Genomic DNA, 24,137 nt, shown 5'->3' with positions numbered 1-24,137 from the left:
CACTCTGGCAAAACAGCCCATATTTGCGACAATGCCTCCTGCTGTCGGCCGATAGCGAACGAGACCGGGATCAGCCCTGCCGCACCGGCGCGGATGACTGGTTCCCCAGTCGCAGAGGCCGATAGTCGACCGTCGGCACCCGTCCTTCCACATCGACGACTTCTTCGATCGGCCCGATATTGATGGCCGCTGACGTCCGGTAGCGCTTCGGCGCGATGCCGGTTACGCGTTTGAACGCGTTGCTGAAGGCACTTTCGGAGGTGTAGCCGAGTGAAAGCGCCAGCGCGGAAACCGGCATCGAGCCCTCACGCAGCGCCCGTTCGGCAAGTCGCATGCGCCAGGCGGTGAGATAGGTGAGCGGAGCAACACCCGCGACCGTCTTGAAGCGCAGCGCGAAGCTGGTGCGCGACATGCCGGCCGCTTTCGCGAGCTCTCCAAGCTGCCAGTCATGTGCCGGATCCGCGTGCATCAGGCGCAGCGCCGGCGCGATCTTCTCGTCGCCGAAGGCGCGCAGCCAGCCGACCGTCAGCGGCTCCGATGTCATGATATGGGCGCGCAGCACCTGTACGAAGATGAGCTGCGAAAGCTGGGCCGAGGCAAGCAGCGCCCCCGGCTTGCCGGCGGCCATTTCCCGCACCAACTGATCCAGCAGCCAGTGCAGCACGCCGGCCTCGGCAAGGGTCGCCCGCACATGGATGACCGGCGGCAGCACGTCGAGCAGCAGCGCCGTGCCGGCCGGTCCAAGCGCGATATGCCCGCCGATATAGAGGAAATCCTCGCCCGTACCATGCCGCGCCATGCCGTTGACCTTCTTCTCCTTAAAAGCAGTGACGGCATCGATCGGCGTTGCCTCAAGATCGGTTGCCAGCACGAAGGAATGCTTGCCGTTAAGCAGGACGACGTCGCCGGCTTCGAGCAGGATCGGCGCGCTGCCATTGTCGAGCGCCAGCCAGCAGCGGCCTTTCCCGACGGCGCTGATCTTGATGCGGTTCGGCTGCGGAAAGGCAATCGCCCAGGCGCCCCCGGCAATCAGACCGCCTGCAATCAGACAGCGGGCATCGAGCAGACTGAGCATTTCGGAGAGGGGATCGCTGGTCATTCTTGTACGATGGCGCAAGAAATTGGGATTTACAAGCATTCAAAATCCCGCAGGCCAGACATAGATGTTCCCCGACCAGAAAGGAACATTCGATGTCCACTCCACAAGCTCCTATCGGCTCCGGCTTCGGCGCAGCGTCTACGGCCGAAGAGGTGGCTGCCGGCCATGATCTCACAGGCAAGGTGGCGATCGTCACCGGCGGTTATGCGGGTCTCGGCCTTGAGACCGCTCGCGTGCTGGCGGCCGCCGGCGCCAAGGTCATCGTGCCCGCCCGCAATATCGAAAAAGCCAGAGCCGCCGGCGAAATCGTCCCCGGCCTGAAGCTCGATTACATGGACCTGATGGATCCCGACTCCATCGACGATTTCGCCGATCGCTTCCTTGAGGACGGTGAGCCGCTGCATTTCCTCATCAACAACGCTGCGGTCATGGCCAACCCGCTGACGCGCGACAGCCGCGGTTATGAATCGCAGTTCTCGACCAATCACCTCGGCCATTTCCAGCTGACGGCGCGGCTCTGGCCGGCACTGGTGAAGGCAGAGGGCGCCCGCGTCGTTGTCGTTTCCTCGCGCGGCCATGCCCGCTCCGGCGTCGATTTCGACGACCCGATGTTCGATAACCGCGAATATCAGCCTTATATCGCTTACGGCCAGTCGAAGACAGCCAACGCACTTTTTGCCGTCTCGCTGGATGCTTTGGGTGCAAGGGAGGGCGTGCGGGCCTTCTCGCTGCATCCGGGTGGCATCGTCAATACCGATCTCGTCCGTCACCAGTCGCGCGAGTATCTGCAGGCGAGCGGCTATGTAGATGCGGACGGCAATCCGGTCATCGACCCCGAAAATAACAAGAAAACCATTGCCCAGGGCGCAGCAACTACCGTCTGGTGCGCCGTCAGCAATGAATTGGAAGGCATGGGCGGCGTCTATTGCGAGAACTGCGACATCGCAAAGGCCGTACCCGCCGACTCCGAGGAACTGCTCGGCGTGCGCCCTTGGGCGACCGATCCGGAGCTTGCCGAGCGCCTCTGGCAGATGAGCGAAAGACTGACGGGCCTGACGCCTAGCTGAAGGCTACTTAAGACCTAAGTATAAGCTCCCGTATTCTTAGGCAATTGTTAACCATGTTGTTTGAAGCTTCTCTAATATAGCCTGGGGGAGCTCGATCATGCAGGCGTTGCAGGCCGTAAAGGATAATGCTGGAGGTCCAGCCCACGCGCCGGATGGACCGGATCGCGACACCTTGCGCCATATTCTCTCGCGCCTCGCTGAGGAAGCCTCCACGCTCGGCGTCGACCTCGTCGATATAGCCGGCGCAATCCAGGACATGGCGGCGATGTCCGCCCGCCATGCCGCCGCCTTCGACGATGTCACCCGCACAGCCCTTTCCATCGCCGAGACCAACCGCTCCGTTGCCGTTTCGCTGCGCGAGACGGACAGCACCGCCACCCAGGCGCGTCACATGCTGAAGGAGTCGGCCGACCGCCTATCCGGTTCGGTCGAGGAAATCCGCCATATGGTTCAGTCGTCGGAAGAGATCAGCACGGAAATCTCCGGTTTCTCCCGCTCGCTGACAGATGTCGATAAGGTGGCCGCCGAAATCAGCACCATCGCCCGTCAAACCAATCTTCTGGCGCTCAATGCCGCGATCGAGGCAGCCCGCGCCGGCGAGGCGGGCAAGGGCTTTGCCGTCGTCGCCTCTGAGATCCGCGCTTTGTCGCTGCAGACTTCGAAGGCCACAGGCTCCATTCAGGAAACGTTGGAGCAGCTTCGCGTCAAGATCGACCGTCTCTCGACTGTCGGCGGCGGCGCGCGCCAGAGTGCGGCCGGCGTCAGTGAAAAGTCCGAGGCGATGCGCGGCGCCTTCGAAAGCATGGAGCATGTCATCACGCGCATCCTCGATTCATCGGCCGTCATGGCCAACACGACCGAGGCCGTGGATCGCGACTGCGCCGGCTTCGTCGCCCAGCTCGGCGAAATGTCCGCGGAAGTGCTGGATTCCAACGGCCGGCTGCAGCAGGCGGCCAAACGCGTCGACAGCGTCGTCGGCCTCTCGGAAACGTTGATCCAGTTGACCGCGAGCGCCGGTGTGGAAACCGCCGACCGCCGCTGGATCGAACAGGCGCAATCCGTCGCCGGCCAGATATCGCAAGCTCTGGAGCGTGCCGTCGCCGAAGGCGCAATCAGTATGGAAAGCCTGTTCAACCGGCAGTATCAGCTCATTCCCGGCACCGATCCGGTGCAGATGATGGCCCCCTTCACAGGCCTCGCCGACCGCCTGCTGCCGCCGATCCAGGAACCGGTTGCCGGTTCGGATGAGCGTATCGCCTTCTGCGCCGCCGTCGACGAAAATGGCTACCTGCCGACCCATAACCGCAAATTCTCTGAACCGCAGCGGCCAGGCGACACCGTCTGGAATACCGCCAACTGCCGCAATCGCCGCATCTTCAACGACCGCGTCGGCCTTGCCGCCGGCAGAAGCACCGCGCCCTTCCTCGTTCAGACCTACCGGCGAGACATGGGCGGCGGCAATTTCGTCATGATGAAGGATATATCCGCGCCGATCACCGTCCGCGGCAGGCATTGGGGCGGCCTGCGGCTGGCGGTCAAGGTTTAGAGCGCTCAAGTTTAGCGCGACGTTGCCGCCATTTGCGGCGCGGTTTATACCTCATCCATGAGATTGCGCGCCGATATCTACGTTTCCGCTCTCGTCCGCAGGGTTTTCTCCGCGGGCGATTTTGCTGCCGTGGAGAAGAAGGGCGCCGAGGAAGCCGGCGCGATCTTCATCCGTCAGCGTTTCCGCGACGGGCTCGAAACCCTCTATGCGCCCGCCCCGCAGAGCTTCTTCGACGAAGAGAGCAGCGGCGACCGCCTGTTCGAAATCAGGCTGGAGCGTGCCGAGCCGGACAAAGTGCGGGATATGCTGGACCGCGAGCGCAAGTTCGACCCCGATCTCTGGATTGTCGAGCTGGAGACGGACAAGGTTTCGGAACTCATCCCGATGGCCGGCTGACGGTCTGCCTTGAATTTATGCCAATTGCCGCCTAGTTTACCGCCATCCGCAATACCAACAGGACGGTGCAAAATGGATTCCAACCTGATCGCAATGCCAATTCGCCTTGCCATCGGGGATTTCCATGCCTGCATCTATTACACTTTCCAACCTTTCGTGGTCGACGCCTGACGGCCGGCCGCTTTTCTCCAATATCGATCTGAGCTTCAATGCAGAGCGCACCGGCCTCGTCGGCCGCAACGGGGTCGGCAAGACCACGCTTCTGAAGCTCGCCGCCGGCGAGCTGCAGCCGAGGACCGGCTCCATCGCTGTATCCGGCACCCTGGGCATCCTGCGCCAGAGCGTGCAGGTCGGGCTTGATGAAACGATCGCCGACCTGTTCGGCGCCAGGCGGGCGCTAGCCATTCTCCGCCGTGCCGAAAGCGGCGAAGCGAGCGCCGATGAGCTTGCCGTGGCCGACTGGACGCTCGAAGCCCGCATCGAAGCCGCGCTGGAACGTGCCGGCCTCGCCGTCGCGCCGCAGGCGCTGCTAGCTGCGCTCTCCGGCGGCCAGCGCACCCGCGCAGCACTCGCCGCTCTGATCTTCGAGGATCCGGATTTTCTGATCCTCGACGAACCGACCAACAATCTGGACCGTGATGGGCGCGAAGCGGTAATCTCGCTCCTCGGCGGCTGGCGCCACGGCGCTCTGGTCGTCAGCCATGACCGCGAACTGTTGGAGACGATGGATGCCATCGTCGAGCTTACGACATTGGGCGCCACCCGCTACGGTGGCAACTGGGGCGACTACCGCGCCCGCAAGGCACTGGAACTCGCCGCCGCCGAGCGCGATCTTGCCGACGCCAAAAAACGCATGGCCGAGGTTTCCCGCAGCGCGCAGGAAACGACTGAGCGCAAGGCCCGCAAGGACAGCGCCGGCAAGAAGAAAGCGGCCAGGGGCGACATGCCCCGTATCGTTGCCGGCGGCCTGAAACGTCAGGCGGAGAATACCAGCGGCGAGAATGCCCGCCTCGCCGAACGGCGTCGCGCGCAGGCGCTTGCGGATGCCGAGGAGGCGCGCAAACGCATCGAGATCCTGCAGCCGCTCTCCGTCAAACTGCCCTCCACCGGCCTGCCGCCGGGCAGATCGGTGCTGAAGATCGATGCAGTCACGGCCGGTTACGAGGCGGATGAGCCCGTCATCCGCAAACTGTCCTTCGAGATTACAGGTCCCGAACGAACCGCCGTGACCGGCCCCAACGGCTCGGGCAAGACGACTTTGCTGGCGCTGATTTCAGGCGATCTGCAGCCGTGGGAAGGAACGGTCCGAGTACTGACCTCTTTTTCGCTGCTCGACCAGCGCGTCAGCCTGCTCGACCCCACGGTCTATCCGCGACAATTTCCGGCGCCTGAATCCGCAATCGGATGAGAATGCCTGCCGTGCAGCACTTGCTCGCTTCATGTTCCGCGCGGAAGCGGCGCTGCAGATCGTTTCTACTTTGTCTGGCGGCCAGCTTCTGCGCGCTGGCCTTGCCTGCGTTCTCGGCAGCGCGACACCGCCGTCGCTACTGATCCTCGACGAGCCGACGAACCACCTCGATATCGATTCCGTCGCTGCCGTCGAAGCAGGCCTCAGGGCCTATGACGGCGCACTGCTGATCGTCAGCCATGACGAGGTGTTCCTGGAGATGGTCGGCATCACGCGCCGGCTGGAATTGCCGGCAAGGTAGTTACGCGAAGGGGATGCCGAGCTGCTTCTCGGCAGACAGTAGCTCAGCAATGTCGCAGACCTCGCGATAGGCGTCATGCCGCCGAGCCGGGGCTCGTCGCGCAGGCAGTTCCATTGTAAACCGGCTAAAGCATGTCGCGCAAAAGTGCGCAGCGGTTTTTGCGATAACGACATGCGTAAAACAAAGAGCTAAAGCGTGGCGAGCGGATCTGAAGATCGCGACACGCGTTAGCGCGCCCGGTTGACGCTCTTGAGGTCGCGCAGCGGCGCCTGCCGGATGAAGCGATAAGATGGAGCCTGAGCCTGGGCCGCGGGAGCCGGCTGTGCTGCCGCCGGCTTGTCCGGATTATAGGTGTAGCCGTCGGCCCGACACCAGGCCTCCACGCGGGCATGGCACTCTTCCGGGTCCAGCGCATCGAGCAAGAGGAAGGCGCGGCTGACATTGTGCTGCACCTTTGCAAGATGCGGATAGAGCTTTTCCAGCACGAAGACGGAATCAAGGAAGTCCATGCCGAGGCTCGTCAAGGTGATGGCCAACTGCTGGCCCGAGAGGTCGAGCATGATACGCTCTGCAAGCCATCGGCTGGCCGACAATGCATCGGCAAGTGCGGTGGCGAAATGCGTGGCCTCACGCGAGCGGGCAAAGCGTACCAGCAGTGCCTCCTGAATGTCGGACAATGAGCGAAGGCCGAGCCGGTCCTCGTCATTGCGGCCGAGATGGCCGGCAAGGCTGCGGATGCGCTCGCGCAACGCCTCTTCATCGGCAAGACGCCGCGCTTCCTCCCGGTCCATTTCGGGCAGGTCAGGCATCGGCGAAAGCGGCATCGCCGGCTGCTCGACAGGTGCGGCGGCGACCGGCCGCGGCTCGGCCTGGCGCAGGGCCACCAGCGCATCGATGACTTCAGGCGAGAGGCAATCCCGGCTGACGATCGCCTTCACATGTGCAGCACCTTGCGTGCGGGCAATGGTGATTAGCGTGTCGTCGTTGATCGCCTTGGAGGCGATGAGAAAAGGGGCGGCGATTTCGATCGGCTGGTTGCCGATGAAGAGTGCGACTGCTGCCGGCATGTTCTCGCATTGGGAAAGGGCTGCCACGGCCTGACGCCGTGCCTCTTCGGAAGAGGCCTGGAAAAGCGGCATGAAGAGCTCGGCAAACTGGCGCAGTTCGGAGCGTGTCGGATGTGACAGGTTCTCGAAACTGCTGACAGTCGCCATTAACACCACGTCCTTCTTCCTGATGGCCAAGGGGCCTTCTAGGTCTCGAAACCGGTCACGCACAAGCACACCCTGAAAACGCAGAACAAGCGGGAAACGGTGGCTGACAAGCGCTGGCGGAACGCATGTCAGACCATACGGTTATGAACAAATCCTACACCGGCAGGGTTAATGCATGCTGAAGATTTTATTAAAATGCAACGGAAATATACACGTTACGCGTGTTGCAGCTTGATGAGCCGGCAAAATAAAATCGCCCCGGAGGTGAGGCGATCCCCAACATTTAAATATGGAGATAAATGGCCGGCAAACTAAAGGCTCTTGCGGCTTCTGAGGGCCGACAGAAGTTTGTCGTGATCGTCATGGCCGGACTGGTAAAGGTCGAGCGCCGTCGAAGCGGCGAATTGCGCTTCGACACTTCTGATGTCGATACGCTTTTCCGCGCACCACGCATCCAGTGCGTCACGCAACACATCCAGGTCTTCTGACGTGAAGGCGGAATTATAGAGAAAGGACATGGGCTGCTCTCCGAATGACAGCAAGAGCACGTATGATCTCCCGAGCGACCGTCGCCTTAAAGCTTCTGGCCGATGGGAGGAGGATACACCGATCCAACCCTGCTGCAATTAATATTTTTGTGACGCATATTTGCAACACCAGCCTCCGGGGTGTCGCTTTGGCCGCTAACTGCCTGAATTATCCTCAATTTTATCGGACGGATGTCAGCCCGGCTTTTCTTTTCCGCGGCTGCAACCAAACAACCATTCTGCGCGTTATCTCGGTACCGAGCAGACTGCTCAAAGCAATGGCAGAACATTAGTAATCTGTTAACTGTCGTGTGTCTCAATTCGGACAGGAACGACGCGATTTGGGAATATCGATCGTGGAAGCTCCGCAACATCACGGTATTTCGATCAGGTGCCGTGAGAAAGGCGCGAATGCCCTCGATCCGGTTCATCCGGCGCTTGAGGACGCGCTGGCCCGCAACATGGCGGGCAGGGTGAAATCCATCGCAAGTTCATCCGTCTCGGGCAGTGCAGGGAGACGAGAATGGCAATTGTAGTCGCATTGGCTGACCGGCTGCGTGAGGAGCCGCGCCGCACGGGCAAGGAGCCCCGCGAAGCAAAAATCCTCTGGTTTACTGGCGTCCGCTATGAACGGATCGTCGAAACCCCTGGTAAAGGCCCGACGCATTCTGCGCCGCGCGTCAACAACAAGTAACTCACGAAAACAACCCTAGCGGGCGTCGAGCTCGTCGCAGCCCGCTTCCGTCAGAAAAGCCCGAGCAGCTTCGTCGAAGCTTGACTGCGGCGCTAACGTACGCAGCACCGCGTAGCCCTCGGGATGCGCCATCTCCACCATGATCGTCTGCTCCAGCGCCTGCGGCAGGTTCTTGCGGAGATCCGTCAATTGGATCGGGCTTGCTGCGAGAACGTCGAGCGCGCCGCCGACGGAGGTGCGGTCGTTCATGCTGAAGACCTCGTTCGAGGCGCGGTCATAGATCGCGATCGACCAGAAGGGCACATTGCCCTTGGCGGTGAAATGCACCGGAGCTTCGCTCACATCGAAGGAGCAGACGGCAGTGCGCACGAAGGGATCGCCATTGGCGAGCCCTGCCTCGTCATATCGGCTGCTCAGCAGATAGAAATTGTTCGGATCGCCTTCCGCCTCCACGCGCGTCGCCGCATCACGGCCGGTGAAGTGCGGCAGCGCGAGAATGATGACGAGGTGCAGAAGCGCTGCGCCGAAAAGCCCGGCGAGGAGGGCGAAGAACACCCTAAGCATTGCCGCACCCGATCTTGGTCAGCTTCGGCATGGAAAGGTCGATCACGCCGGAGCTGCCGGCCGTCGGCGTGTCGAACAGCGTCAGCACCAGCCGGAACGAGCCGGCCTGCGGCAGCGCCAGCCAGTTGCCGGGCTGAGCGCGTGCGGCGATGTCGATGGCGAAGCTGCTATCGGGCTGTCGCAACACCGTCCATGAGTTCAGCGCCGCCGGCAGGCTCGCCTGCAGGGAAACGGGGTTGCCGGCATTGTCTGCAGTAAACAGCGTCCACAGCCGCGCCGGCGGCGTCTGGCCGGTGATACGGTAATGGCAGGCGGCATTCAGCCGCTCTCCGCTGTCGTCGACACCGGCTGTAAATGTCAGCCCTTCCGCGCTGCCATAGAGCAGTTTGCCTGCACGCGCGCGGTGCGATTTCGCATAGGGGTCGGCGTCGACGGTTTGGAGTTCCGGAAAAGCCTCCCAGGCGCCGAGCTTGATCGCCCCGAATCCCTGCGTCGCATCCAGCGCGTAAAGCGAAATCATGATGCCGCCGCCGAAGGCGACGATCAGCGTGATCAGGATGAAAAGGGGAAACCGAAACACCTTGCGCCCTTGAAGATCAAACTTGAAGATCAAATCAGTTGAAAGGGTTACCATTGATTCTGGCAGGGTGGAATGCCGTGAGGCGATGTGTCCCCGGCTGAAGAGACTAAGTGACCTCGCGATGATCGCACCGCGCGCCGCTTAAGCGCAGGTTAGGCCATCACTCCGCGCTCGCCACCTTCTGCACCTCGAGCGGTGCAGCATCCTTCAGCTTCTCCCCGATGCCCTTGAGAATGGTTGTCGATTGTACGGAGAGCATGCGCGGGCGAATGAGGGCCGGCACGCCGTCCTTCGGCTTACTGGCCTGGGCCTTGGCGACATCCTGTTCGGACGGCAGCGGGTTTTCGATGCCGGGAATGGGGCGCAGCGTGACACCCTGATGGGCATAGTCCATGGCGCGCTTGAAGGTCATGGCGGGGAGCGAACCGCCGGTCATGTTGTTGGTCGACGTGTAGTCGTCGTTGCCGAACCAGACGGCGCAGGTGTAATTGCCGGTGAAGCCCACGAACCAGGCGTCGCGATAGGCCTGCGTCGTTCCCGTCTTGCCGGCGGTGACGACACCGTTGTCCAGCGCTGCCTTGCGCGCCGTCCCCACATAGGGCACCCGCGACAGCATCTGGTTCATATAGCTGTCGGCTTGTTCGGAAAGCACCCGCCGGGGGGGCGGCTCGTCGCGATCGAAATCGTAGAGAACGTCCCCGTCGTAGTCGAGAACCTGCGTGATGCCATGGCGGCGCGATTGGAAGCCGCCGGCCGGGAAAACGGCATAGGCGGTCGCCTGGTCGAGCACCGTCACCTCGGACGTGCCGATCGGGATCGTCACGTCGTCGCGGATCGGCGTTTCGACGCCCATGGCCTTGGCCATGGCGCGGATCGGCTGGATCCCGAGCTTTTCCTTGGCAAGTCGGACCGGAATGGTGTTGATCGACTGGGCGATCGCAGTTTCCAGTGTGATGCGCCCGGCATAGCGGTTTGCGTAATTGTGCGGGCTCCAGTTGCCCCAGGAGATCGGCGCGTCGATAATCGTCGTCTTCGGCGTCATCCCGCTCTCCATGGCCACCGAATAGGTATAGACCTTGAAGGAGGAGCCCGGCTGGCGTAGCGCCTTGGTGGCGCGGTTGAACTGGCTCTCGCCATAGTCGCGTCCGCCGACCATGGCGCGCACCGCACCGCCGTTTTCGATCATCACCATCGCGCCCTGTTTGGCGTGATAGGCCTCGCCATATTCGCGCAGCGACGTCTCGATGGAATCGTCCGCTGCCTGCTGGATGCCCATGTCGATCGTGGTGCGCACGATCAGCGAGCGCTGATGGAAGCGCGGTGACAGACGCTGCACTTCGTCGAAGGCCCAGTCGAGGAAGAAATCGGGCGACTCCACCTCGTTGCGGTCGACGACGGTGGCGGGATTGCGCCGCGCCGCGATCACCTGTCCCTCGGTCATCAGTCCGCTCTGGACGAGGTTTGTCAACACCTCGTTGGCGCGCGCGCGCGCCGCCGGCAGGTTCACATGCGGCGCATATTTGGCCGGCGCCTTGAAGAGGCCGGCGAGCATGGCGGATTCGGCGAGGTTCACGTCGGTGATGTTCTTGCCAAAATAGAATTGCGCCGCTGCCGCAGCACCGAAGGTGCCGCCGCCCATGTAGGCGCGGTCGAGATAGGTCGCGAGGATCTCTTTCTTGGAGAGATTGGCTTCGAGCCACAGCGCCAGGAAGGCTTCGGTGATCTTGCGGTCGATCGAGCGCTCGTTGGAGAGGAACAGGTTCTTGGCGAGCTGCTGCGTCAGCGTCGAGCCGCCCTGGACGACTTCGCCGGCCTGGGCATTGGTGACCATGGCGCGAAAGAGGCCGATGACGTCGATGCCGAAATGGTCGAAGAAGCGGCGGTCTTCGGTCGCGATGACGGATTTGATCAGGGAATCCGGCAGTTCGTCGATCGGCACGGAATTCTGATGGATGACGCCGCGATGGCCAATGGTGTTTCCATAGCGGTCGAGGAAGGTGACGGCGAAGTCGCCGCGATTGCGCCAGTCTTCCTTGGTGGCCTCGAAAGCCGGCTGGGCGAGCGCCAGCATCAGCACCATTCCGACGGAACCGAGCGTCAATCCCTCGCCAGCGAGTTCGAAAACCATACGTTTCCAGCCGCGAACGCGGAAGCGGCGGAAGAAGATGGTGGTGTCTTCCCAGATTTCGGCGGCGCGGAAGCCGGCGTTCCAGACGGTCGAGTCGATCCACGAATCGATGCGCAGCAGCAGATGGCGGTTCCTGGCTTCCCGCCTATCTGGCGTCTTGCCTTGCCCGCTTTCGGGTTTATCTGGCCCGCTTTCGGGGTTGTCCGGATCCTGCACGTCCTGTATTCCCGCTTGAACACGCCTGCCGGCCGTCGGATTCCGGACGCCAGAGCGGGCCTGAATGGGCCGCCTCACTCTCCGGATAGCCGGAGCAAGTTGAATAATTGGTTGATTTTGCGCACAAGAACAAGAGAGTTGAACGGTCGTCACGCGAATTTGCGGGCGGCTGTTGCAAGAAACGAGCGATGAACGATCTGCCCTTCTGGAAGCGAAAGACGCTTGCCGAAATGAACGCCGAGGAGTGGGAAAGCCTCTGCGACGGCTGCGGCCTCTGTTGCCTCAACAAACTCGAGGAATGGGATAGCGGCGACGTCTATTTCACCTCGGTCCGCTGCAAGCTGCTCGACAGCGAAAGCTGCCGCTGTTCCAGCTATCCGAACCGCTGGGATTTCGTGCCTGATTGCGTTCAGCTCACCAAGGAGAACGTCTCCGAGATCGCATGGCTGCCGCCGACCTGCGGCTATCGCCTCGTCAACGAGGGCCGCGATCTCTATTGGTGGCACCCGCTGGTATCAGGGGATCCGGAAACCGTCCACGCTGCCGGCATCTCGGCCCGCGGCCGCACCATCAGCGAAAACGACGTCGATATCGATGATTTCGAAGATTATGTCGTCGACTGGCCGCTGACGGTCGGCGAAGACGCCGAAGAGCCCGCGGAAAAGACCGGCTGAGCGTCACGACCAGGTGCTGTGAGGGATCTGGAACAGATGCCTTATGCGTGTCGTCAGCGTCGTCGGATGACTGGCGTCGGCCGACACACCGGCGCTGAAACGATGTTTCTCGGATTCGATCCGGCGCGACAGCAGCAGGCCGAGCTCTTCGGCAAGTGCCGGCCGCTCCTGCATGATGGCGGCAAGATGATCCTTGGCGATCTCATAAACCACGACGGATGTGAGCGCACGGATATTGGCCGGCTCCGGCGCCCCCATCAGCACACCGCGTTCGCCGAACAGATCGCCCGGTGCAATTCTCGCAAGCTCGATCGTCTCTCCGCCTTCCTTGCGTTCGACGACGGCCACCCCGCGCCTGACGATCATCAGCGATGTCAGCGATGAATCCTGTGTCGCGATCAATGCATCCTTGCGGAAGGTCAGCCGTTTCATATCGGCGGCGAGCGACTCCTTCTCGTCTTCCGTCAGCGTCGAAAAGAGCGGGATGGCATTGAGCAGACGCCAGGCCGAGTTCGGATGTTTCCCGGCGTCTTCCTGCGGATCGGTAACGGGAATTGCCGGCGAGCCTGCGGATGCGGCAAGCTGCAGACCGGCCGCCCTGATGTGACGATAGACGAGATCGTAGACTTCGTTGCGGGCGGCAGTCGCTTCGCCCAACCCGGAGACGCGGAAGGAGAGTTCGAATTCGATGGCGCTGCTGTCCAGCCCTGTGATGCTGACAACAGGGGTAGGGGATTTCAGGATGGCATTGCTGCTCAAGAGCACCGTGCGCATCGTCTCTTCGATGGTCGCCGGCGGACTTGACGGCACGACCCGGATCTTCAGCGACACGCCGTGTGCTTCTTCGGGGCTTGTCAGGTTCGTCAGCCGCGCCTTGGCGAGCGCGCTGTTCGGAACGATGACGAGGTCGTTCGTGCCGTTCAGGAGATGGGTGGAGCGCCAGTTCGTCTCCACCACGCGCCCCTGCACGCCGTCGTCGAGAACGATCCAATCACCCACGCTGTAATGCCGGCCGAGGTTGAGCGCGATGCCCGAGAAGACGTCATTCAGCGTGCTCTGCAGCGCAAGGCCGAGCACGATGGCGAAGACGCCCGATGTGGCGATCAGTGTGCCGACCGGTACGCCGAAGACGTAAGCCACGACCGAAAGCCCGGCACCGAGATAGATGATGGCGACGACGAGATCCTGCAGCAGGCGCCCCTCACGCGGCTTGCGCTCGAAGATCAGGAAGAGCCGGACCGAGCTTGCCAGCACCATCGCCCCGCCGATCCACCAGACGGCCTTGGCGACCCCGACGAAGATGCGCCGGAAGAGATCGTCGGCATTGCCCATGTCGGACGTATAGGGGGCAATCTCGTGCTTCACGAGCAACAAGGTCAGCAGCGCGAAAAAGACGAGGTTGGCAGCCAGCCGGAAGGTGGGTTCTCGTCCGAAAATGAACCGCGCCGCGACGCTCAGCAGGACGAGAACGAGAAACTGATACAGCGGATCTGCCAGCATATGCGATGACATGCATTCCATCCTGATTGGGGTACCGGCCGCTATATCACGGATAAGAGAGATCTGTCCCGCGACACCAATGGATAGGGAACCGCTGGCGCCGGTCGCGACCTTTGCTGCGACCGGCCGCCTGGCGGCTATTTCGCTGTATATGCCTCCAGTGCGTGGATGAATTTCAGCCCGGCTTCGGCGCGCGCGGTATTCGGATAGTTCCGGTTCGCGAGCACCGTCAGCCCGATTTGTGCCTTCGGCAGCAGCACGACATAGGCGCCGAAACCGTTCGTCGATCCGGTCTTGTTCATCAGCACTGCGCTCTGCGGCGCAAGCGGTTCCGCCCGCTTTTTCACCGGCTGGCTTTCCAGGCTCATTTTGGCAGAGTTGCCGTCGAGGAGCTTATTGAGCGCGACGGGCCAGGCATATTGCTCCCAAACCATGTCCTGCGTGTAATAGGCCGTATCGAAATAGCCCGTATGCGTCTTCTCGATTGCGGCCTTGAGTTCGGGTGCCAGAGCATCCGGCTTCAAATTCAGCTCCAGCAGATGCACCATGTCGCGGACCGTGGTCTTGATGCCGTAGGCCTCGTCGTCGAGGACGCCGGGTCCGACGCGGACCGGCTTGTTGGCCTTGTCATAACCGAAAGCGTAGCGATCCATGGCATCGGGCGGAACTGCGATGAAGGTGCTTTTGAGACCGAGGGCGGGAAACAGCCGGCCTTCGGCGGCCTGCCTGTAGGTGCCGCCGAAACGCTCTCCGGCAATGCGCCCGAGAAGGCCGATGCTGACATTGGAATAGGAGCGCATGGTGCCCGCATCATAGGCCGGCTTCCAGCTCTTGAGATAGGTCATCAGCCCGGCATCGTCAGTCACGCTATCCGGCACCTGCAGCGGCAGGCCGCCCGAGGTATGGGTGGCAAGATTGACGAGTGTGATCCTGTCGAAGGCGCTGTCCTTGAGTTCCGGCAGGTAGGTCGAAACCGGCTGGTCCATCGAAAGCAGGCTGCGCTGTTCGGCAAGTGCGGCAAGCGTGACATTAAAAATTTTGCTGACGGAGCCGAGCTCGAAGATCGTGTCGCCGGTCACGGGCGCTTTCGTCTCGCGCGAGGCTTCACCATATGCGTAATAGAATTCCGAGCCGCTGATCGTCACGCCGACGGCCAGTCCCGGTATGTCGTATTGTTTGATCACGGGCTGAAAAACGCGCTCCGCTATCTCCTGGAACGCCTTGTCCGTCATGTCTGCCGCATGAAGCGGGCTCACCGACAAGGCGAGGGCGATAAGGCAATGTCTTACCTTCATGGCGTCTCCTCTCTATCGTCCGACGATATGGCCGGCATGCGGTCGATAGCGCGGGCTCTTGCCCTCGACAAACGATAAGAACTCGCAGGAGACCCTAGATTAATTTGGGCTGGAGGGCGGCAAGAAACAACCGCAGTTCCTGCTCCACGTAGTCGGCCACGGCCCCCTCGGACGAGAAACCCCACCAGAGCAGCGATCCCTGCCACTGCGAAAGCATCAGCCGTGCAATGATTTGCGCTTGCTTCCGACCCTCAAAACGCTGTGCGAGGGCTGCCGTCAGGGCAGCCCCCCAGGCCCCGCCGCGGGCGCGCAGCACCGGATCGCGGAAATCCTCGCGCAGCAGAAGCAGGCCTTCCGCATAGGAGGCGGGACTATCGCCATAGTCCCGGGAAAGACCGGTCAGGAGCGCGATCGCACCCTCCGCGGTCTTCGGCAGGGTCTCGGCAAGCCGCGCCGTTTCGGCGTCCAGCCGATCCCAGGCGTGGAGCAGCGCGGCGCGCAGCATGCCGGCCTTGGTGGCGAAGCGCTGCACCAGCGTTGAGCCGGAAAGGCCACTCGCCTTGGCGATCGCCGCAAAGGTCGCCGCATCCGGCCCCTCGGACTGGATCACATCGAGAACCATCGAAAGTAGCTGTTCATCTGAAAGCGTGCGCGGACGCGGCATGAAATTTTCCCTTGCGTTCGCCATATTTATGAACGAACATTCGTTTACATACAAGCAAGCCAATCAGGCCGATTGATTGTTTCTAGCGGGGAGGAAAGCGAAGTGACAGCGAAGTTGAAGGGAAAGGTGGCACTTGTTGCCGGCGGAACGCGCGGTGCCGGCCGCGGCATTGCGGTGGAACTCGGCGCGGCAGGGGCGACGGTCTATGTGACCGGCCGCACGACCCGCGCGCACCAATCCGAATATGGCCGGCCCGAGACCATCGAGGAGACAGGCGAACTGGTGAGCGCGGCGGGTGGGCGTGGCATTGCCGTGCAGGTGGATCATCTGGTTCCCGAGCAAGTCGAAGCGCTGGTTGCCCGCATCCGGGCGGAGGAGGGCAAGCTCGATATCCTCGTCAACGATATCTGGGGCGGCGAGCATCTGACGGAGTGGGACAAGCCGGTCTGGGAGCATTCCCTCGACAAGGGCTTGCATATGCTGCGGCTTGCGATCGACACCCATTTCATCACCGCCCATTACGCTTTGGCGCTAATGATCGAAAAGCCTGGTGGCCTGCTGGTGGAGATGACCGACGGTACGGCAGAATACAATGCCACGCATTACCGGCTCTGCCCCTACTACGATCTCGTCAAGACGGGCACGAACCGCATGGCCTGGGCGCACGCCAAGGATCTTGCGCGCCACGGCGCGACGTCAGTCTCGGTTTCTCCCGGCTGGATGCGATCTGAAATGATGCTGGATAACTATGGCGTGAAGGAAGAAAATTGGCGCGACGCCACGAAAGTCCAGCCGCATTTCGCTATCTCCGAAACGCCGCGTTTCACCGGCCGGGGCGTAGCTGCCCTTGCCGCCGATCCCGACCGTAAGAGATGGAACGGCCAATCGCTTTCAAGCTTCCAACTGGCGAAAGCCTACGACTTGACCGATCTCGACGGCACGCGCCCGGATTGCTGGCGCTACTTGGCCGAGGTGCAAGAGCCCGGCCGGCCGGCTGATGAGACCGGCTATCGCTGATCGAGCTGTTGAGGTTACAATCCGGCGCCTCGCGGGCCGCGTTTGAAGGGTGATGAGGAGCGCCGCCTCCGGGTGTCATGAAAGGTTGCCGGGTGACTGCCGCCCGGTCTTTCTACTCGTCTTCCTTCGTCTTCATGGCGTCGGAAACCTTCTTCACCTTGGGGTGGTTAAGGTTCTCGCCATGCGCGTCGAGGGCCTTTTCCGGATCATCCTTCGCATGCAGATAGCCTGACGGTTTTGTGCCCTGGGGGCCTTCCCAGCGCGGCGACTGATCCGTGGTGCCGGGTGCACCATCCTTGGGGCTGTTCGATCCCATGATGTTTCTCCTTACTGTCCAAAGACAACAACAGGGCAGGACCGGCATTTGTTCCTCACAAGAATCTGCTAGTTTCCCGCCGGAAGGGGCTGGCATGGGTTTGCGGATTATTTCACTGAATGTCTGGGGCGGGAGCATCCATGCGCCGCTGATCACTTACCTCGCGGGCGCCGAGGCCGATGTTTTCTGCCTGCAGGAGGTGGTGCGATCGGCCGCCGATGCGCCGGAATGGCTGGAATACCGCGATGGGAACGTCGTGCTGCCGCAGCGCGCCCATCTTTATGACGAGGTCGCCGCCGCTCTGCCCGATCATGACGGCTTCTTCTGCCCGTTTGCGCGGGGTGATCTCTTTCACGGCGGGAGGGTGTTTACCACCGAATTCGGCATCGCCACTTTCGTTCGCAAGTCGTATCCGGTCATCGGCCAGGCGGTGGATTTTATTCATGGCCGCTTTTCGTCCGATGGCTGGGGCGAGCATCCGCGCTCCCGCAACGCCCATTGCATCCGTCTGTTCGATTATACCGGCGGCTTTTCGGTCACCATCGTCCAGCTGCACGGCTTGCGTGATCCCGCCGGCAAGGGCGATATTCCGGCTCGCCATGCGCAGGCGGATGCGCTGGTCGAGCTGATCGAACGCGTCTGGCCTGGTGATGAACGCCTCGTCGTCTGCGGCGATTTCAACGTGCTGCCTGACAGTATCACCTTCGAAAAGCTCGGTCGCCTCGGCCTCAACGATCTCGTCACCGGCAAGGGTTTTTCCGATACCCGCACTTCGCTCTACCCGAAGGAGGGACGCTTTGCCGATTATATGCTGGTGACGCCTGATATCGTGGTGCAGCGTTTCGAGGTGGTGGAGCAGCCCGAAGTTTCCGACCACCGGGCTCTCTTGATTGAGCTTGCATAAGCAATTCCAGCAGAAGCGCGCAGCGGTTTCGCGTCCGGAAATGCGTGAAAACAGAGAATTAACGCAGTTTGAAATGCCGCTCCAGATCGGCGATCTGTTCGGTATTGAGCTGTCTGACCTTCATGCCACGGGTGATGATCGAAAGCTTTGCTGCCTCTTCCAACTCTTCGATCGCGAAGACGGCGGAATCGAGCGTGGCGGCCGATACGATCGGCCCGTGGTTTTCCAGAAGCACGGCGCTGTGCTCGCCGGCGATCTCGGCAATCAGCGGCTTCACCTCGCTCGAACCCGGCCGGGTATAGGGTATGATCGGAACCTTGCCGACCCGCATCACCACATAGGGCGTCAGCGGCGGAATGGCATCCCTCGGATCGGTATCGGCAAGGCAGGAAAGGGCCGTCGCGTAGGTGGAGTGCAGATGCACCACGGCACCCGTTTGCGGCCGCTTCTCATAAAAGGAAAAATGCAGCGGCAGTTCCTTGGTCGGCGCATCACCGGAGAGATGCTTGCCGTCGCTGTCGAGCTTCGAAAGCCTGTCGGCATCGAGGAAACCGAGACAGGAATTGGTAGGCGTCGCAAGGTAGCCGTCTGGGGTCTTCACCGAGATATTGCCGGAGGACCCGGCCGTCAGGCCGCGCTCGAAGAGCGATTTTCCCCAGCGGACGATGGCTTCGCGCAGTGCCGTTTCATTCATGGCCGGCAATCCTGTCCAGTGCCTTGGCGAAGAAATCGGGCGAACCGAAATTGCCGCTCTTCAGCGCAAGCCCGATCGGGCGCATCGACCGGCCGTACTCCGACACCAGAACCGGCACGCCGGGATCGATCTCCGCACCGATGGTCATATGCTTGAGGCCGAGTGCCTCCACGACCGCGCCGGATGTTTCCCCGCCGCCGACGACGATCTGGCGCGTGCCGGAATCGGCAAGCCGTTTGGCGAGGCTGCCGAAGAAATCTTCGAGGATCTTTGCCGATTCCTCGCGGCCGAAGCGCTGCTGCACGAAGCTCACGACATCGGGCGAAGTGGTTGAATAGACGATCGGATTGTCGGCCGCATTGGAAGCGACCCAGCGGGCGGCGATCTCCACCGACATGGTGCCGCGCACGATGGCTGCCGGATCGATCGAAAGGCCGGGATGGTTCTGCAGGTGGCAGGCGACCTGGTTCTGCGAGGCGAGCGAGCAGGAGCCGCAGAGGACGACGCCCGGTCCGGTGACGACAGGCACGTCGGCAGGGATGCCGGAAAGCTTGCCGTGCCTGGCGAAATTGCGCGCCAACCCCTGCGCCAAGCCCGATCCGCCCGTGACCAGCGCATGGTCGGCGACGGCCTCGCCGATCGTCATGAGGTCTTCATCCTCGATCGCATCGACGACGACGAGGCGGTTGCCATCGGTGAGCTCGTCGCGCAACCGGCTGCGGATGGCGCCCGAACCTTCGCGCACCGTATCGAGCGTGATGCTGCCGACGCCGCCGCGCGTCTGGTACCGCAGCCAGCGGCGGATATCAGGATCGGTCATCGGCGTCAGCGGATGGTTTTCCATGCCGGATTCGCTGAGCAGCTTGTCCTTGACGAAGAGGTGGCTCATGAACACCCGCCTTCCGGTTGCCGGAAAGGCCGGGCAAACGACGGTGACATCGGCCCCCGTCAGCCGCTGCAGCGCTTCTGCCACCGGGCCGATATTGCCTTCACGTGTGGAATCGAAGGTCGAACAATATTTGAAGAAGATCTGCTCGCAGCCCTGGTCCAGCAGCCAGCGCGCCGCATCCATGGATTGCAACACCGCGTCCTCGACCGGTACCGAGCGCGTCTTCAGCGCCACCACGCCGGCTTCGCAATTGACCTTGCCGCGGCCGGGGCCGACGAACTGCATCGTCGCCATGCCGCCGCGGGCAAGGGTGTTGGCAAGATCGCTGGCGCCGGTGAAATCGTCGGCTATGGCTCCAAGCAGCATGTCAGGTGCGCTCCGGCAGTCTGTTGCTCAATTCGTCTTCGATATGGACGCGGACCCCGCGCCCGCATGAAGCACGGACGAGTTTCCGGCCGATCGTCGCGGCCGCGCCGTTGACAGGGATTTTCATTTGAAGCGGTCCCTCCGACCGATGAAGTGAACGCAAAACGAATGAGCGCCGCCCGAGTCGGCGTGGACGGCGCACTATAGTTAAAACCAGCCGAGCAGGGCTGTCACGCAATTTCAGGGAGAGGGCGGTTTGATTGTGGGCAGGAACTGGCCGCAGGCCTTGCTCCCTGGCTGGTTTCACGGCAACAAGCATTGCATGAGCATCCCGACGGACCATCCTTTCGACTTCGATCCCACCTACGGCATGACGCTTGCCGACCTGCAGGCGATCCGCCCGCCGGAATCGCTCTCGGGATTCGATCTCTTCTGGCAGAACCGCTATGCCAGGGCTCTGGCGGTGAAGCCCGAGCCGCGCCTGAGCCCGAGCAAAGATACCCATCCAAACTGGCAGGTACGCGATATCGTCTACACGTCCACGGATGATATCAGCATCGGCGGCTGGCTGCTCACGCCCCGCAAGGGTGAGGTCAAGCGTGGCCTCGTCGTCGGCCACGGTTATGGAGGCAGGGACCAGCCTGAATTTGATATTCCGGTCGAGGAAACCGCGATCCTCTTTCCCTGCTTCCGCGGCATGTCGCGCAGCGCTCATCCGCCGATTTCACCCGACGCTCCCTTCCATGTGCTGCATGATATCGATGATCCCGACCATTACGTGATCGGTGGCTGCGTCGAGGACCTCTGGGTTGCCGTTTCTACACTGCTGTCGCTCTATCCCGCGCTCGATGGCCACATCGGCTATAGCGGGATCAGCTTCGGCGGCGGTATCGGCGCGCTCGGCATTCCCTTCGACAGCAGGATCAAGCGCGGCCATCTGACGGTACCGACCTTCGGCAACCGCAAGCTCTGGCTGACATTGCCGATGGTGGGCAGCGCCCATTCGGTGCAGGAATATGCGAAGGCTCATCCCGACGTCTTTGAAAAACTACGCCTTTTTGATGCCGCAACGGCTGCGGGCCGCATCAACGTGCCGATGCTGGCCGCTGTCGCGCTCTTCGATCCGGCGGTGGCACCCCCCTGTCAGTTCGCTGTGGCGAACGCTCTTCCAAAATCAAAATTTAATGAAATCTTCATCCTGGATGCCGGGCATTTCGATTATGCTGACAGTGCAGTGCAACAAACCGCACTGCGCGAGCGAGTCGGGCGGTTTTTCAGGAATCTATGAACCGGGAATATCTGCGCTGGTACAGCGATCGGCTCCACCGTGACATGGAGCTTCTGGTGTTCGGGCATGCCGGCGCCAAAGTCTTGGTATTCCCAACTCGGGAAGGGCGCTTTTGGGAATATGAACATCTCGGGATCGTCGCCAGCCTCGCCGAAAAGCTCGAGGCCGGTCATCTGCAACTTTTCTGCATAGAGGGTCTGGCCGGCGAGAGCTTTTACGATTTCGGCCGCCATCCGGCCGACCGCATCCGCCGTCATATCGCTTTCGAGGAATATGTGCTGAACGAGGTTCTGCCGCTGATGCAGAGCCGCAACGGCCACGAATGCACCATCGTCCACGGCTGCAGCCTCGGCGCCTTCCAGGCCGCCAGTCTCGTCTTCCGCCACCCGCATCTCTTCCGCAAGCTCGTGGCCTTTTCCGGGCGCTATGACCTGACGATGAAGGTCGAGTCCTTCGGCGATCTTTTCGACGGCTATTACGACGAGACGGTCTATTTCCACATGCCGACCCATTTCCTGCCGGGTCTTTCCTTTGACTGGCGGCTGGAGAAGCTGCGGCAGGTCGAAATCGTCCTGACGATCGGCAACGAGGATCCCTTCCTCGACAATAATCGCTATCTCAGCCGCCTGCTCGCGGACAAGGGTGTCGGCCATCAGCTGCATTTCTGGGATGGCAGGGCACACCGCGCCGGTGCCTGGCGCCGAATGGCGCCTCTTTACATATAAAAGCCGCCGAATGGTGCCACTCTGTATCTGCTTTATTGCATCAGCGGCTTTTTGAGGAAGCTGTTGCGATCGGCCGATTTGATGCGCAGCCATGCTTCGCGGCCGTTCCTCAGCACACGCATGGGAATTTCCGCCCCCGCCGGGCCGCTCTTCCAGACCTTGCGGTAGAAATCGGCAAGCCCGTCCACTTCGCCGTCGCGGATTTCCGAGATCACGTCGCCCTGTTGCAGGCCGGCCTGTGCGGCCGGACTGCCCTGAGCAACGCTCATGACCACCACTTCGCCATTGCTTTCGGCCGAAAAAGCACCGAGCCAGGGTCGCGGCGGCCGGTCGATCTGGCCGCGGTTGAGCACATCGTCGAGGATCGGCGGCAGGAGGTTGATCGGCACGACCATATTAATGTCGGCGACTTCATCGTCCTGCACCATCTGCAGGCGCAGCGAACCGATGCCGAGCAGCTTGCCTTCGTCGCTTATGAGTGCCGCGCCGCCCCAGGAGGGATGAGCGGGCGCGATGAAGATCGCTTCGTCGAGCAGATATTCCCAGTAGCCCGCAAATTCCTGTTTGGCGACGATATGGGCCTGTACGAATTCACCGAGACCATCGGCAAAAATGACTGCATCGCCGACTTTAGTCTTTACCTTGTCGCCGATTTCGATGGCTGGCAGCTCGAGAGGGGCGAGAGCCTGAATGAGGCCGAAGCCGGTTTCCTGGTCATAGGCCAGTGCATGGCCGGGCACGACCTTGCCGTCATGGCGCGTCAGCCAGATTTCGTCTGCTTCGGTGATCAGGTAGCCGATGGTGAGCACCAGCCCGTTTTCCCTGATGACGACGCCGCTTCCTTCCCGGCGGGTGCCTAGCGTATTCGCGGTGAAGGCATCTTCGGGGATGGAGGCGCGAACGGCCACGACTGACCGCAGAATCCTGTCGATATTCATGGTTTCATCCTCGTAAGGCGCGGCACGAAGGCCCGGAATGCTGCGAGGGCCGGCAAGGGCCGGACGCATACCATTCCTTCTATAGGTATGAAACGACTGCCGTTTCTGCAAGACCGCGGCCTGCGTCTTTTATCCTGCCGCGTCCCGGCCGTATTGTCGTGGCGAGCGCGCCATCACACGCTTGAAGGCGGTACTGAAGGCACTTTCTGACTCATAGCCCAGCGAAAGCGCAATCGTTCCGATCGGCTCGCGACTCTTTGCCAGCCGTTCGCCCGCCAGCATCATGCGCCAGCGCGTCAGGTAATCCATCGGCGCAGTACCGACTTTCTGCCTGAAACGCTCGGCAAAGGAGGAACGCGACATGCCGGTCATGGCTGCAAGCTGCTGCAGCGTCCAGCGGCGCGCCGGCTCGGCATGCATGGCGCCGATCGCCATGCCGATCTGCCGGTCAGCGAGCGCGAAGAGCCAGCCTGTGCCTTCGGTATCGGGTGCTGAAAGATAGAGCCGCAGGATCTGCATCAGCATGATATGCGCCAGATGCTCGGTCATCAGGAAGCCGCCCGGGTGTCGGCCGCGCAGCTCGCGCGCCATCTGGTCGATGGCAAAACGCAAGACCGAGGCCTGATCCGAATGCTGGCTGATATGGACAACCGGCGGCAAGATGCCGACAAGCAGGTCGGCGCCAGGGCCGGAAAAGCCGAAGCGGCTGCCGACCAGGAAGAAGGCGCCGCCGCCGTTGCAGGTGGCGACCCCGTCCTTCACATGGGCATAGACGTCATGGGCCGGGATTGGCGGCAGGCTGCGATCGCTCATCATGCGGAAAGCCCGGCTCTGCGTCAGCAGGAAACAATCGCCTTCCTCCAGCCAGACAGGCTCAGCGGTACCATCCACCTCCAGCCAGCAGCTGCCCGACAGCACGGCATTGAACTTGATGCCCTGCGGCGGCGGGAAATCGATCGCCCAGTCGCGGCCGGCATCGAGCCCGACTGAGACGTAGCTCTTTGGCTTCAAGAGTGCCAGCACATCGGAGAGCGGATCCATGGAAACGGAACTCATGCGGAAATCCGGACGATCGCAAATATATCGTGGACTTTAACGCATAGATCGTATGGCCGCCAACGCATTAG

Annotated in this window: 23 protein-coding genes and 1 pseudogene; 10 read left to right on the top strand and 14 right to left on the bottom strand. The window is 61.8% G+C overall.

The window, feature by feature from the left end; translation table 11 throughout:
• Positions 1–70 precede the first annotated feature (70 nt).
• Positions 71–1,138: an AraC family transcriptional regulator gene (locus JNB85_RS14675; RefSeq protein ID WP_220335018.1), complete on the bottom strand. Its 1,068-nt coding sequence runs from the start codon at positions 1,136–1,138 to the stop codon at positions 71–73.
• Positions 1,139–1,191: 53 nt separating this feature from the next.
• On the opposite strand from JNB85_RS14675, the gene JNB85_RS14670 reads away from it, so the two are divergent.
• From JNB85_RS14670 to JNB85_RS14655, 4 genes and pseudogenes are all read left to right on the top strand, one after another.
• The gene (locus JNB85_RS14670) at positions 1,192–2,166 is read left to right on the top strand and encodes an oxidoreductase (RefSeq protein WP_220335016.1); all 975 of its coding nucleotides are present in this window, start codon (positions 1,192–1,194) and stop codon (positions 2,164–2,166) included.
• 97 nt (positions 2,167–2,263) lie between these two features.
• Positions 2,264–3,712, top strand: coding sequence for a methyl-accepting chemotaxis protein (locus JNB85_RS14665; RefSeq protein WP_220335014.1), 1,449 nt, complete (start codon positions 2,264–2,266; stop codon positions 3,710–3,712).
• A gap of 57 nt (positions 3,713–3,769) precedes the next feature.
• The gene (locus JNB85_RS14660) at positions 3,770–4,108 is read left to right on the top strand and encodes a DUF1491 family protein (RefSeq protein WP_220335013.1); all 339 of its coding nucleotides are present in this window, start codon (positions 3,770–3,772) and stop codon (positions 4,106–4,108) included.
• Between the two features lie 124 nt (positions 4,109–4,232).
• Positions 4,233–5,817: pseudogene (locus JNB85_RS14655) on the top strand (ABC-F family ATP-binding cassette domain-containing protein).
• A 227-nt stretch (positions 5,818–6,044) separates the two neighbouring features.
• Here JNB85_RS14655 and JNB85_RS14650 read toward each other — a convergent pair.
• Both JNB85_RS14650 and JNB85_RS14645 read right to left on the bottom strand, forming a co-directional pair.
• Positions 6,045–7,094 (bottom strand): DUF2336 domain-containing protein, encoded by a 1,050-nt coding sequence (locus tag JNB85_RS14650; protein WP_220335012.1) that lies wholly within the window; start codon positions 7,092–7,094, stop codon positions 6,045–6,047.
• Positions 7,095–7,342: 248 nt separating this feature from the next.
• On the bottom strand, positions 7,343–7,549 hold the full coding sequence (locus tag JNB85_RS14645; RefSeq protein WP_183744717.1) for a hypothetical protein: 207 nt from the start codon (positions 7,547–7,549) through the stop codon (positions 7,343–7,345).
• A gap of 532 nt (positions 7,550–8,081) precedes the next feature.
• On the opposite strand from JNB85_RS14645, the gene JNB85_RS14640 reads away from it, so the two are divergent.
• On the top strand, positions 8,082–8,252 hold the full coding sequence (locus JNB85_RS14640; protein WP_220335011.1) for a hypothetical protein: 171 nt from the start codon (positions 8,082–8,084) through the stop codon (positions 8,250–8,252).
• 15 nt (positions 8,253–8,267) lie between these two features.
• On the opposite strand, the gene JNB85_RS14635 is transcribed toward JNB85_RS14640, so the two are convergent.
• The 3 genes from JNB85_RS14635 to JNB85_RS14625 all read right to left on the bottom strand — a co-directional run bounded on the left by JNB85_RS14635 (position 8,268) and on the right by JNB85_RS14625 (position 11,740).
• Positions 8,268–8,816, bottom strand: coding sequence for a DUF1254 domain-containing protein (locus tag JNB85_RS14635; protein WP_220335010.1), 549 nt, complete (start codon positions 8,814–8,816; stop codon positions 8,268–8,270).
• Positions 8,809–9,396 (bottom strand): DUF1214 domain-containing protein, encoded by a 588-nt coding sequence (locus JNB85_RS14630; RefSeq protein WP_220335009.1) that lies wholly within the window; start codon positions 9,394–9,396, stop codon positions 8,809–8,811. The genes JNB85_RS14635 and JNB85_RS14630 overlap by 8 nt, the downstream gene beginning before the upstream one ends.
• Positions 9,397–9,556: 160 nt before the next feature.
• Positions 9,557–11,740 carry a transglycosylase domain-containing protein gene (locus JNB85_RS14625; protein ID WP_220335008.1) on the bottom strand — a complete coding sequence of 728 codons (2,184 nt, stop codon included), beginning with the start codon at positions 11,738–11,740 and terminating at the stop codon, positions 9,557–9,559.
• A 188-nt stretch (positions 11,741–11,928) separates the two neighbouring features.
• On the opposite strand from JNB85_RS14625, the gene JNB85_RS14620 reads away from it, so the two are divergent.
• Entirely contained in the window at positions 11,929–12,414 is a 486-nt protein-coding gene (locus tag JNB85_RS14620) for a YcgN family cysteine cluster protein (protein WP_220335007.1), read from the top strand.
• 3 nt (positions 12,415–12,417) lie between these two features.
• Here JNB85_RS14620 and JNB85_RS14615 read toward each other — a convergent pair whose 3' ends face one another.
• From JNB85_RS14615 to JNB85_RS14605, 3 genes are all read right to left on the bottom strand, one after another.
• On the bottom strand, positions 12,418–13,926 hold the full coding sequence (locus tag JNB85_RS14615; protein ID WP_220335006.1) for a mechanosensitive ion channel family protein: 1,509 nt from the start codon (positions 13,924–13,926) through the stop codon (positions 12,418–12,420).
• A gap of 125 nt (positions 13,927–14,051) precedes the next feature.
• Positions 14,052–15,209, bottom strand: a complete 1,158-nt coding sequence (gene ampC, locus JNB85_RS14610; RefSeq protein ID WP_220335005.1) for a class C beta-lactamase — start codon at positions 15,207–15,209, stop codon at positions 14,052–14,054.
• A gap of 94 nt (positions 15,210–15,303) precedes the next feature.
• The gene (locus tag JNB85_RS14605) at positions 15,304–15,873 is read right to left on the bottom strand and encodes a TetR family transcriptional regulator (RefSeq protein ID WP_220335004.1); all 570 of its coding nucleotides are present in this window, start codon (positions 15,871–15,873) and stop codon (positions 15,304–15,306) included.
• A 102-nt stretch (positions 15,874–15,975) separates the two neighbouring features.
• Here JNB85_RS14605 and JNB85_RS14600 point away from each other — a divergent pair, with 102 nt between their 5' ends.
• Positions 15,976–16,890: an SDR family oxidoreductase gene (locus JNB85_RS14600; protein WP_220335003.1), complete on the top strand. Its 915-nt coding sequence runs from the start codon at positions 15,976–15,978 to the stop codon at positions 16,888–16,890.
• A 112-nt stretch (positions 16,891–17,002) separates the two neighbouring features.
• Here the strand turns inward: JNB85_RS14600 and JNB85_RS14595 are convergent, their stop codons facing one another.
• Positions 17,003–17,206 carry a hypothetical protein gene (locus tag JNB85_RS14595; RefSeq protein WP_220335002.1) on the bottom strand — a complete coding sequence of 68 codons (204 nt, stop codon included), beginning with the start codon at positions 17,204–17,206 and terminating at the stop codon, positions 17,003–17,005.
• A 94-nt stretch (positions 17,207–17,300) separates the two neighbouring features.
• Between JNB85_RS14595 and JNB85_RS14590 the strand changes: the two genes are divergently transcribed.
• Positions 17,301–18,110, top strand: coding sequence for an endonuclease/exonuclease/phosphatase family protein (locus JNB85_RS14590; protein WP_220335001.1), 810 nt, complete (start codon positions 17,301–17,303; stop codon positions 18,108–18,110).
• A 58-nt stretch (positions 18,111–18,168) separates the two neighbouring features.
• Here the strand turns inward: JNB85_RS14590 and otnC are convergent, their stop codons facing one another.
• Positions 18,169–18,804 carry a 3-oxo-tetronate 4-phosphate decarboxylase gene (otnC, locus tag JNB85_RS14585; RefSeq protein ID WP_220335000.1) on the bottom strand — a complete coding sequence of 212 codons (636 nt, stop codon included), beginning with the start codon at positions 18,802–18,804 and terminating at the stop codon, positions 18,169–18,171.
• Positions 18,797–20,059 carry a 3-oxo-tetronate kinase gene (gene otnK / locus JNB85_RS14580; RefSeq protein ID WP_220334999.1) on the bottom strand — a complete coding sequence of 421 codons (1,263 nt, stop codon included), beginning with the start codon at positions 20,057–20,059 and terminating at the stop codon, positions 18,797–18,799. Before otnK ends, otnC begins: the two co-directional genes overlap by 8 nt.
• 322 nt (positions 20,060–20,381) lie before the next feature.
• Here otnK and JNB85_RS14575 point away from each other — a divergent pair, with 322 nt between their 5' ends.
• Together JNB85_RS14575 and JNB85_RS14570 are read left to right on the top strand one after the other, a co-directional pair.
• Entirely contained in the window at positions 20,382–21,347 is a 966-nt protein-coding gene (locus tag JNB85_RS14575) for an acetylxylan esterase (protein WP_220334998.1), read from the top strand.
• Positions 21,344–22,072: an esterase family protein gene (locus JNB85_RS14570; protein WP_220334997.1), complete on the top strand. Its 729-nt coding sequence runs from the start codon at positions 21,344–21,346 to the stop codon at positions 22,070–22,072. Before JNB85_RS14575 ends, JNB85_RS14570 begins: the two co-directional genes overlap by 4 nt.
• Positions 22,073–22,104: 32 nt before the next feature.
• Here the strand turns inward: JNB85_RS14570 and JNB85_RS14565 are convergent, their stop codons facing one another.
• Together JNB85_RS14565 and JNB85_RS14560 are read right to left on the bottom strand one after the other, a co-directional pair.
• Entirely contained in the window at positions 22,105–23,010 is a 906-nt protein-coding gene (locus JNB85_RS14565) for a S1C family serine protease (RefSeq protein WP_220334996.1), read from the bottom strand.
• 129 nt (positions 23,011–23,139) lie between these two features.
• The gene (locus tag JNB85_RS14560) at positions 23,140–24,051 is read right to left on the bottom strand and encodes an AraC family transcriptional regulator (RefSeq protein ID WP_220335488.1); all 912 of its coding nucleotides are present in this window, start codon (positions 24,049–24,051) and stop codon (positions 23,140–23,142) included.
• Between the last annotated feature and the right edge of the window lie 86 nt (positions 24,052–24,137).

Origin of the sequence: Rhizobium mesosinicum (assembly GCF_019511345.1) — a bacterium.
GTDB classification, from domain to species: Bacteria; Pseudomonadota; Alphaproteobacteria; order Rhizobiales; family Rhizobiaceae; genus Rhizobium; species Rhizobium mesosinicum.
The sequence above is the reverse complement of the archived record's forward strand: the minus strand, read 5'-3'. Positions and strand labels throughout refer to the sequence as shown.

What these genes read in the sequence shown, in the direction of transcription:
- JNB85_RS14675 (WP_220335018.1), bottom strand. Translation starts at nt 1,138, where the DNA reads ATGCTTGTAAATCCCAATTTCTTGCGCCATCGTACAAGAATGACCAGC.
- JNB85_RS14575 (WP_220334998.1), top strand. Translation starts at nt 20,382, where the DNA reads ATGAGCATCCCGACGGACCATCCTTTCGACTTCGATCCCACCTACGGC.
- JNB85_RS14570 (WP_220334997.1), top strand. Translation starts at nt 21,344, where the DNA reads ATGAACCGGGAATATCTGCGCTGGTACAGCGATCGGCTCCACCGTGAC.
- JNB85_RS14620 (WP_220335007.1), top strand. Translation starts at nt 11,929, where the DNA reads ATGAACGATCTGCCCTTCTGGAAGCGAAAGACGCTTGCCGAAATGAAC.
- JNB85_RS14560 (WP_220335488.1), bottom strand. Translation starts at nt 24,051, where the DNA reads ATGGATCCGCTCTCCGATGTGCTGGCACTCTTGAAGCCAAAGAGCTAC.
- JNB85_RS14565 (WP_220334996.1), bottom strand. Translation starts at nt 23,010, where the DNA reads ATGAATATCGACAGGATTCTGCGGTCAGTCGTGGCCGTTCGCGCCTCC.
- JNB85_RS14590 (WP_220335001.1), top strand. Translation starts at nt 17,301, where the DNA reads ATGGGTTTGCGGATTATTTCACTGAATGTCTGGGGCGGGAGCATCCAT.
- JNB85_RS14605 (WP_220335004.1), bottom strand. Translation starts at nt 15,873, where the DNA reads ATGCCGCGTCCGCGCACGCTTTCAGATGAACAGCTACTTTCGATGGTT.
- otnC (WP_220335000.1), bottom strand. Translation starts at nt 18,804, where the DNA reads ATGAATGAAACGGCACTGCGCGAAGCCATCGTCCGCTGGGGAAAATCG.
- JNB85_RS14670 (WP_220335016.1), top strand. Translation starts at nt 1,192, where the DNA reads ATGTCCACTCCACAAGCTCCTATCGGCTCCGGCTTCGGCGCAGCGTCT.
- ampC (WP_220335005.1), bottom strand. Translation starts at nt 15,209, where the DNA reads ATGAAGGTAAGACATTGCCTTATCGCCCTCGCCTTGTCGGTGAGCCCG.
- otnK (WP_220334999.1), bottom strand. Translation starts at nt 20,059, where the DNA reads ATGCTGCTTGGAGCCATAGCCGACGATTTCACCGGCGCCAGCGATCTT.
- JNB85_RS14640 (WP_220335011.1), top strand. Translation starts at nt 8,082, where the DNA reads ATGGCAATTGTAGTCGCATTGGCTGACCGGCTGCGTGAGGAGCCGCGC.
- JNB85_RS14595 (WP_220335002.1), bottom strand. Translation starts at nt 17,206, where the DNA reads ATGGGATCGAACAGCCCCAAGGATGGTGCACCCGGCACCACGGATCAG.
- JNB85_RS14645 (WP_183744717.1), bottom strand. Translation starts at nt 7,549, where the DNA reads ATGTCCTTTCTCTATAATTCCGCCTTCACGTCAGAAGACCTGGATGTG.
- JNB85_RS14635 (WP_220335010.1), bottom strand. Translation starts at nt 8,816, where the DNA reads ATGCTTAGGGTGTTCTTCGCCCTCCTCGCCGGGCTTTTCGGCGCAGCG.
- JNB85_RS14615 (WP_220335006.1), bottom strand. Translation starts at nt 13,926, where the DNA reads ATGTCATCGCATATGCTGGCAGATCCGCTGTATCAGTTTCTCGTTCTC.
- JNB85_RS14660 (WP_220335013.1), top strand. Translation starts at nt 3,770, where the DNA reads ATGAGATTGCGCGCCGATATCTACGTTTCCGCTCTCGTCCGCAGGGTT.
- JNB85_RS14665 (WP_220335014.1), top strand. Translation starts at nt 2,264, where the DNA reads ATGCAGGCGTTGCAGGCCGTAAAGGATAATGCTGGAGGTCCAGCCCAC.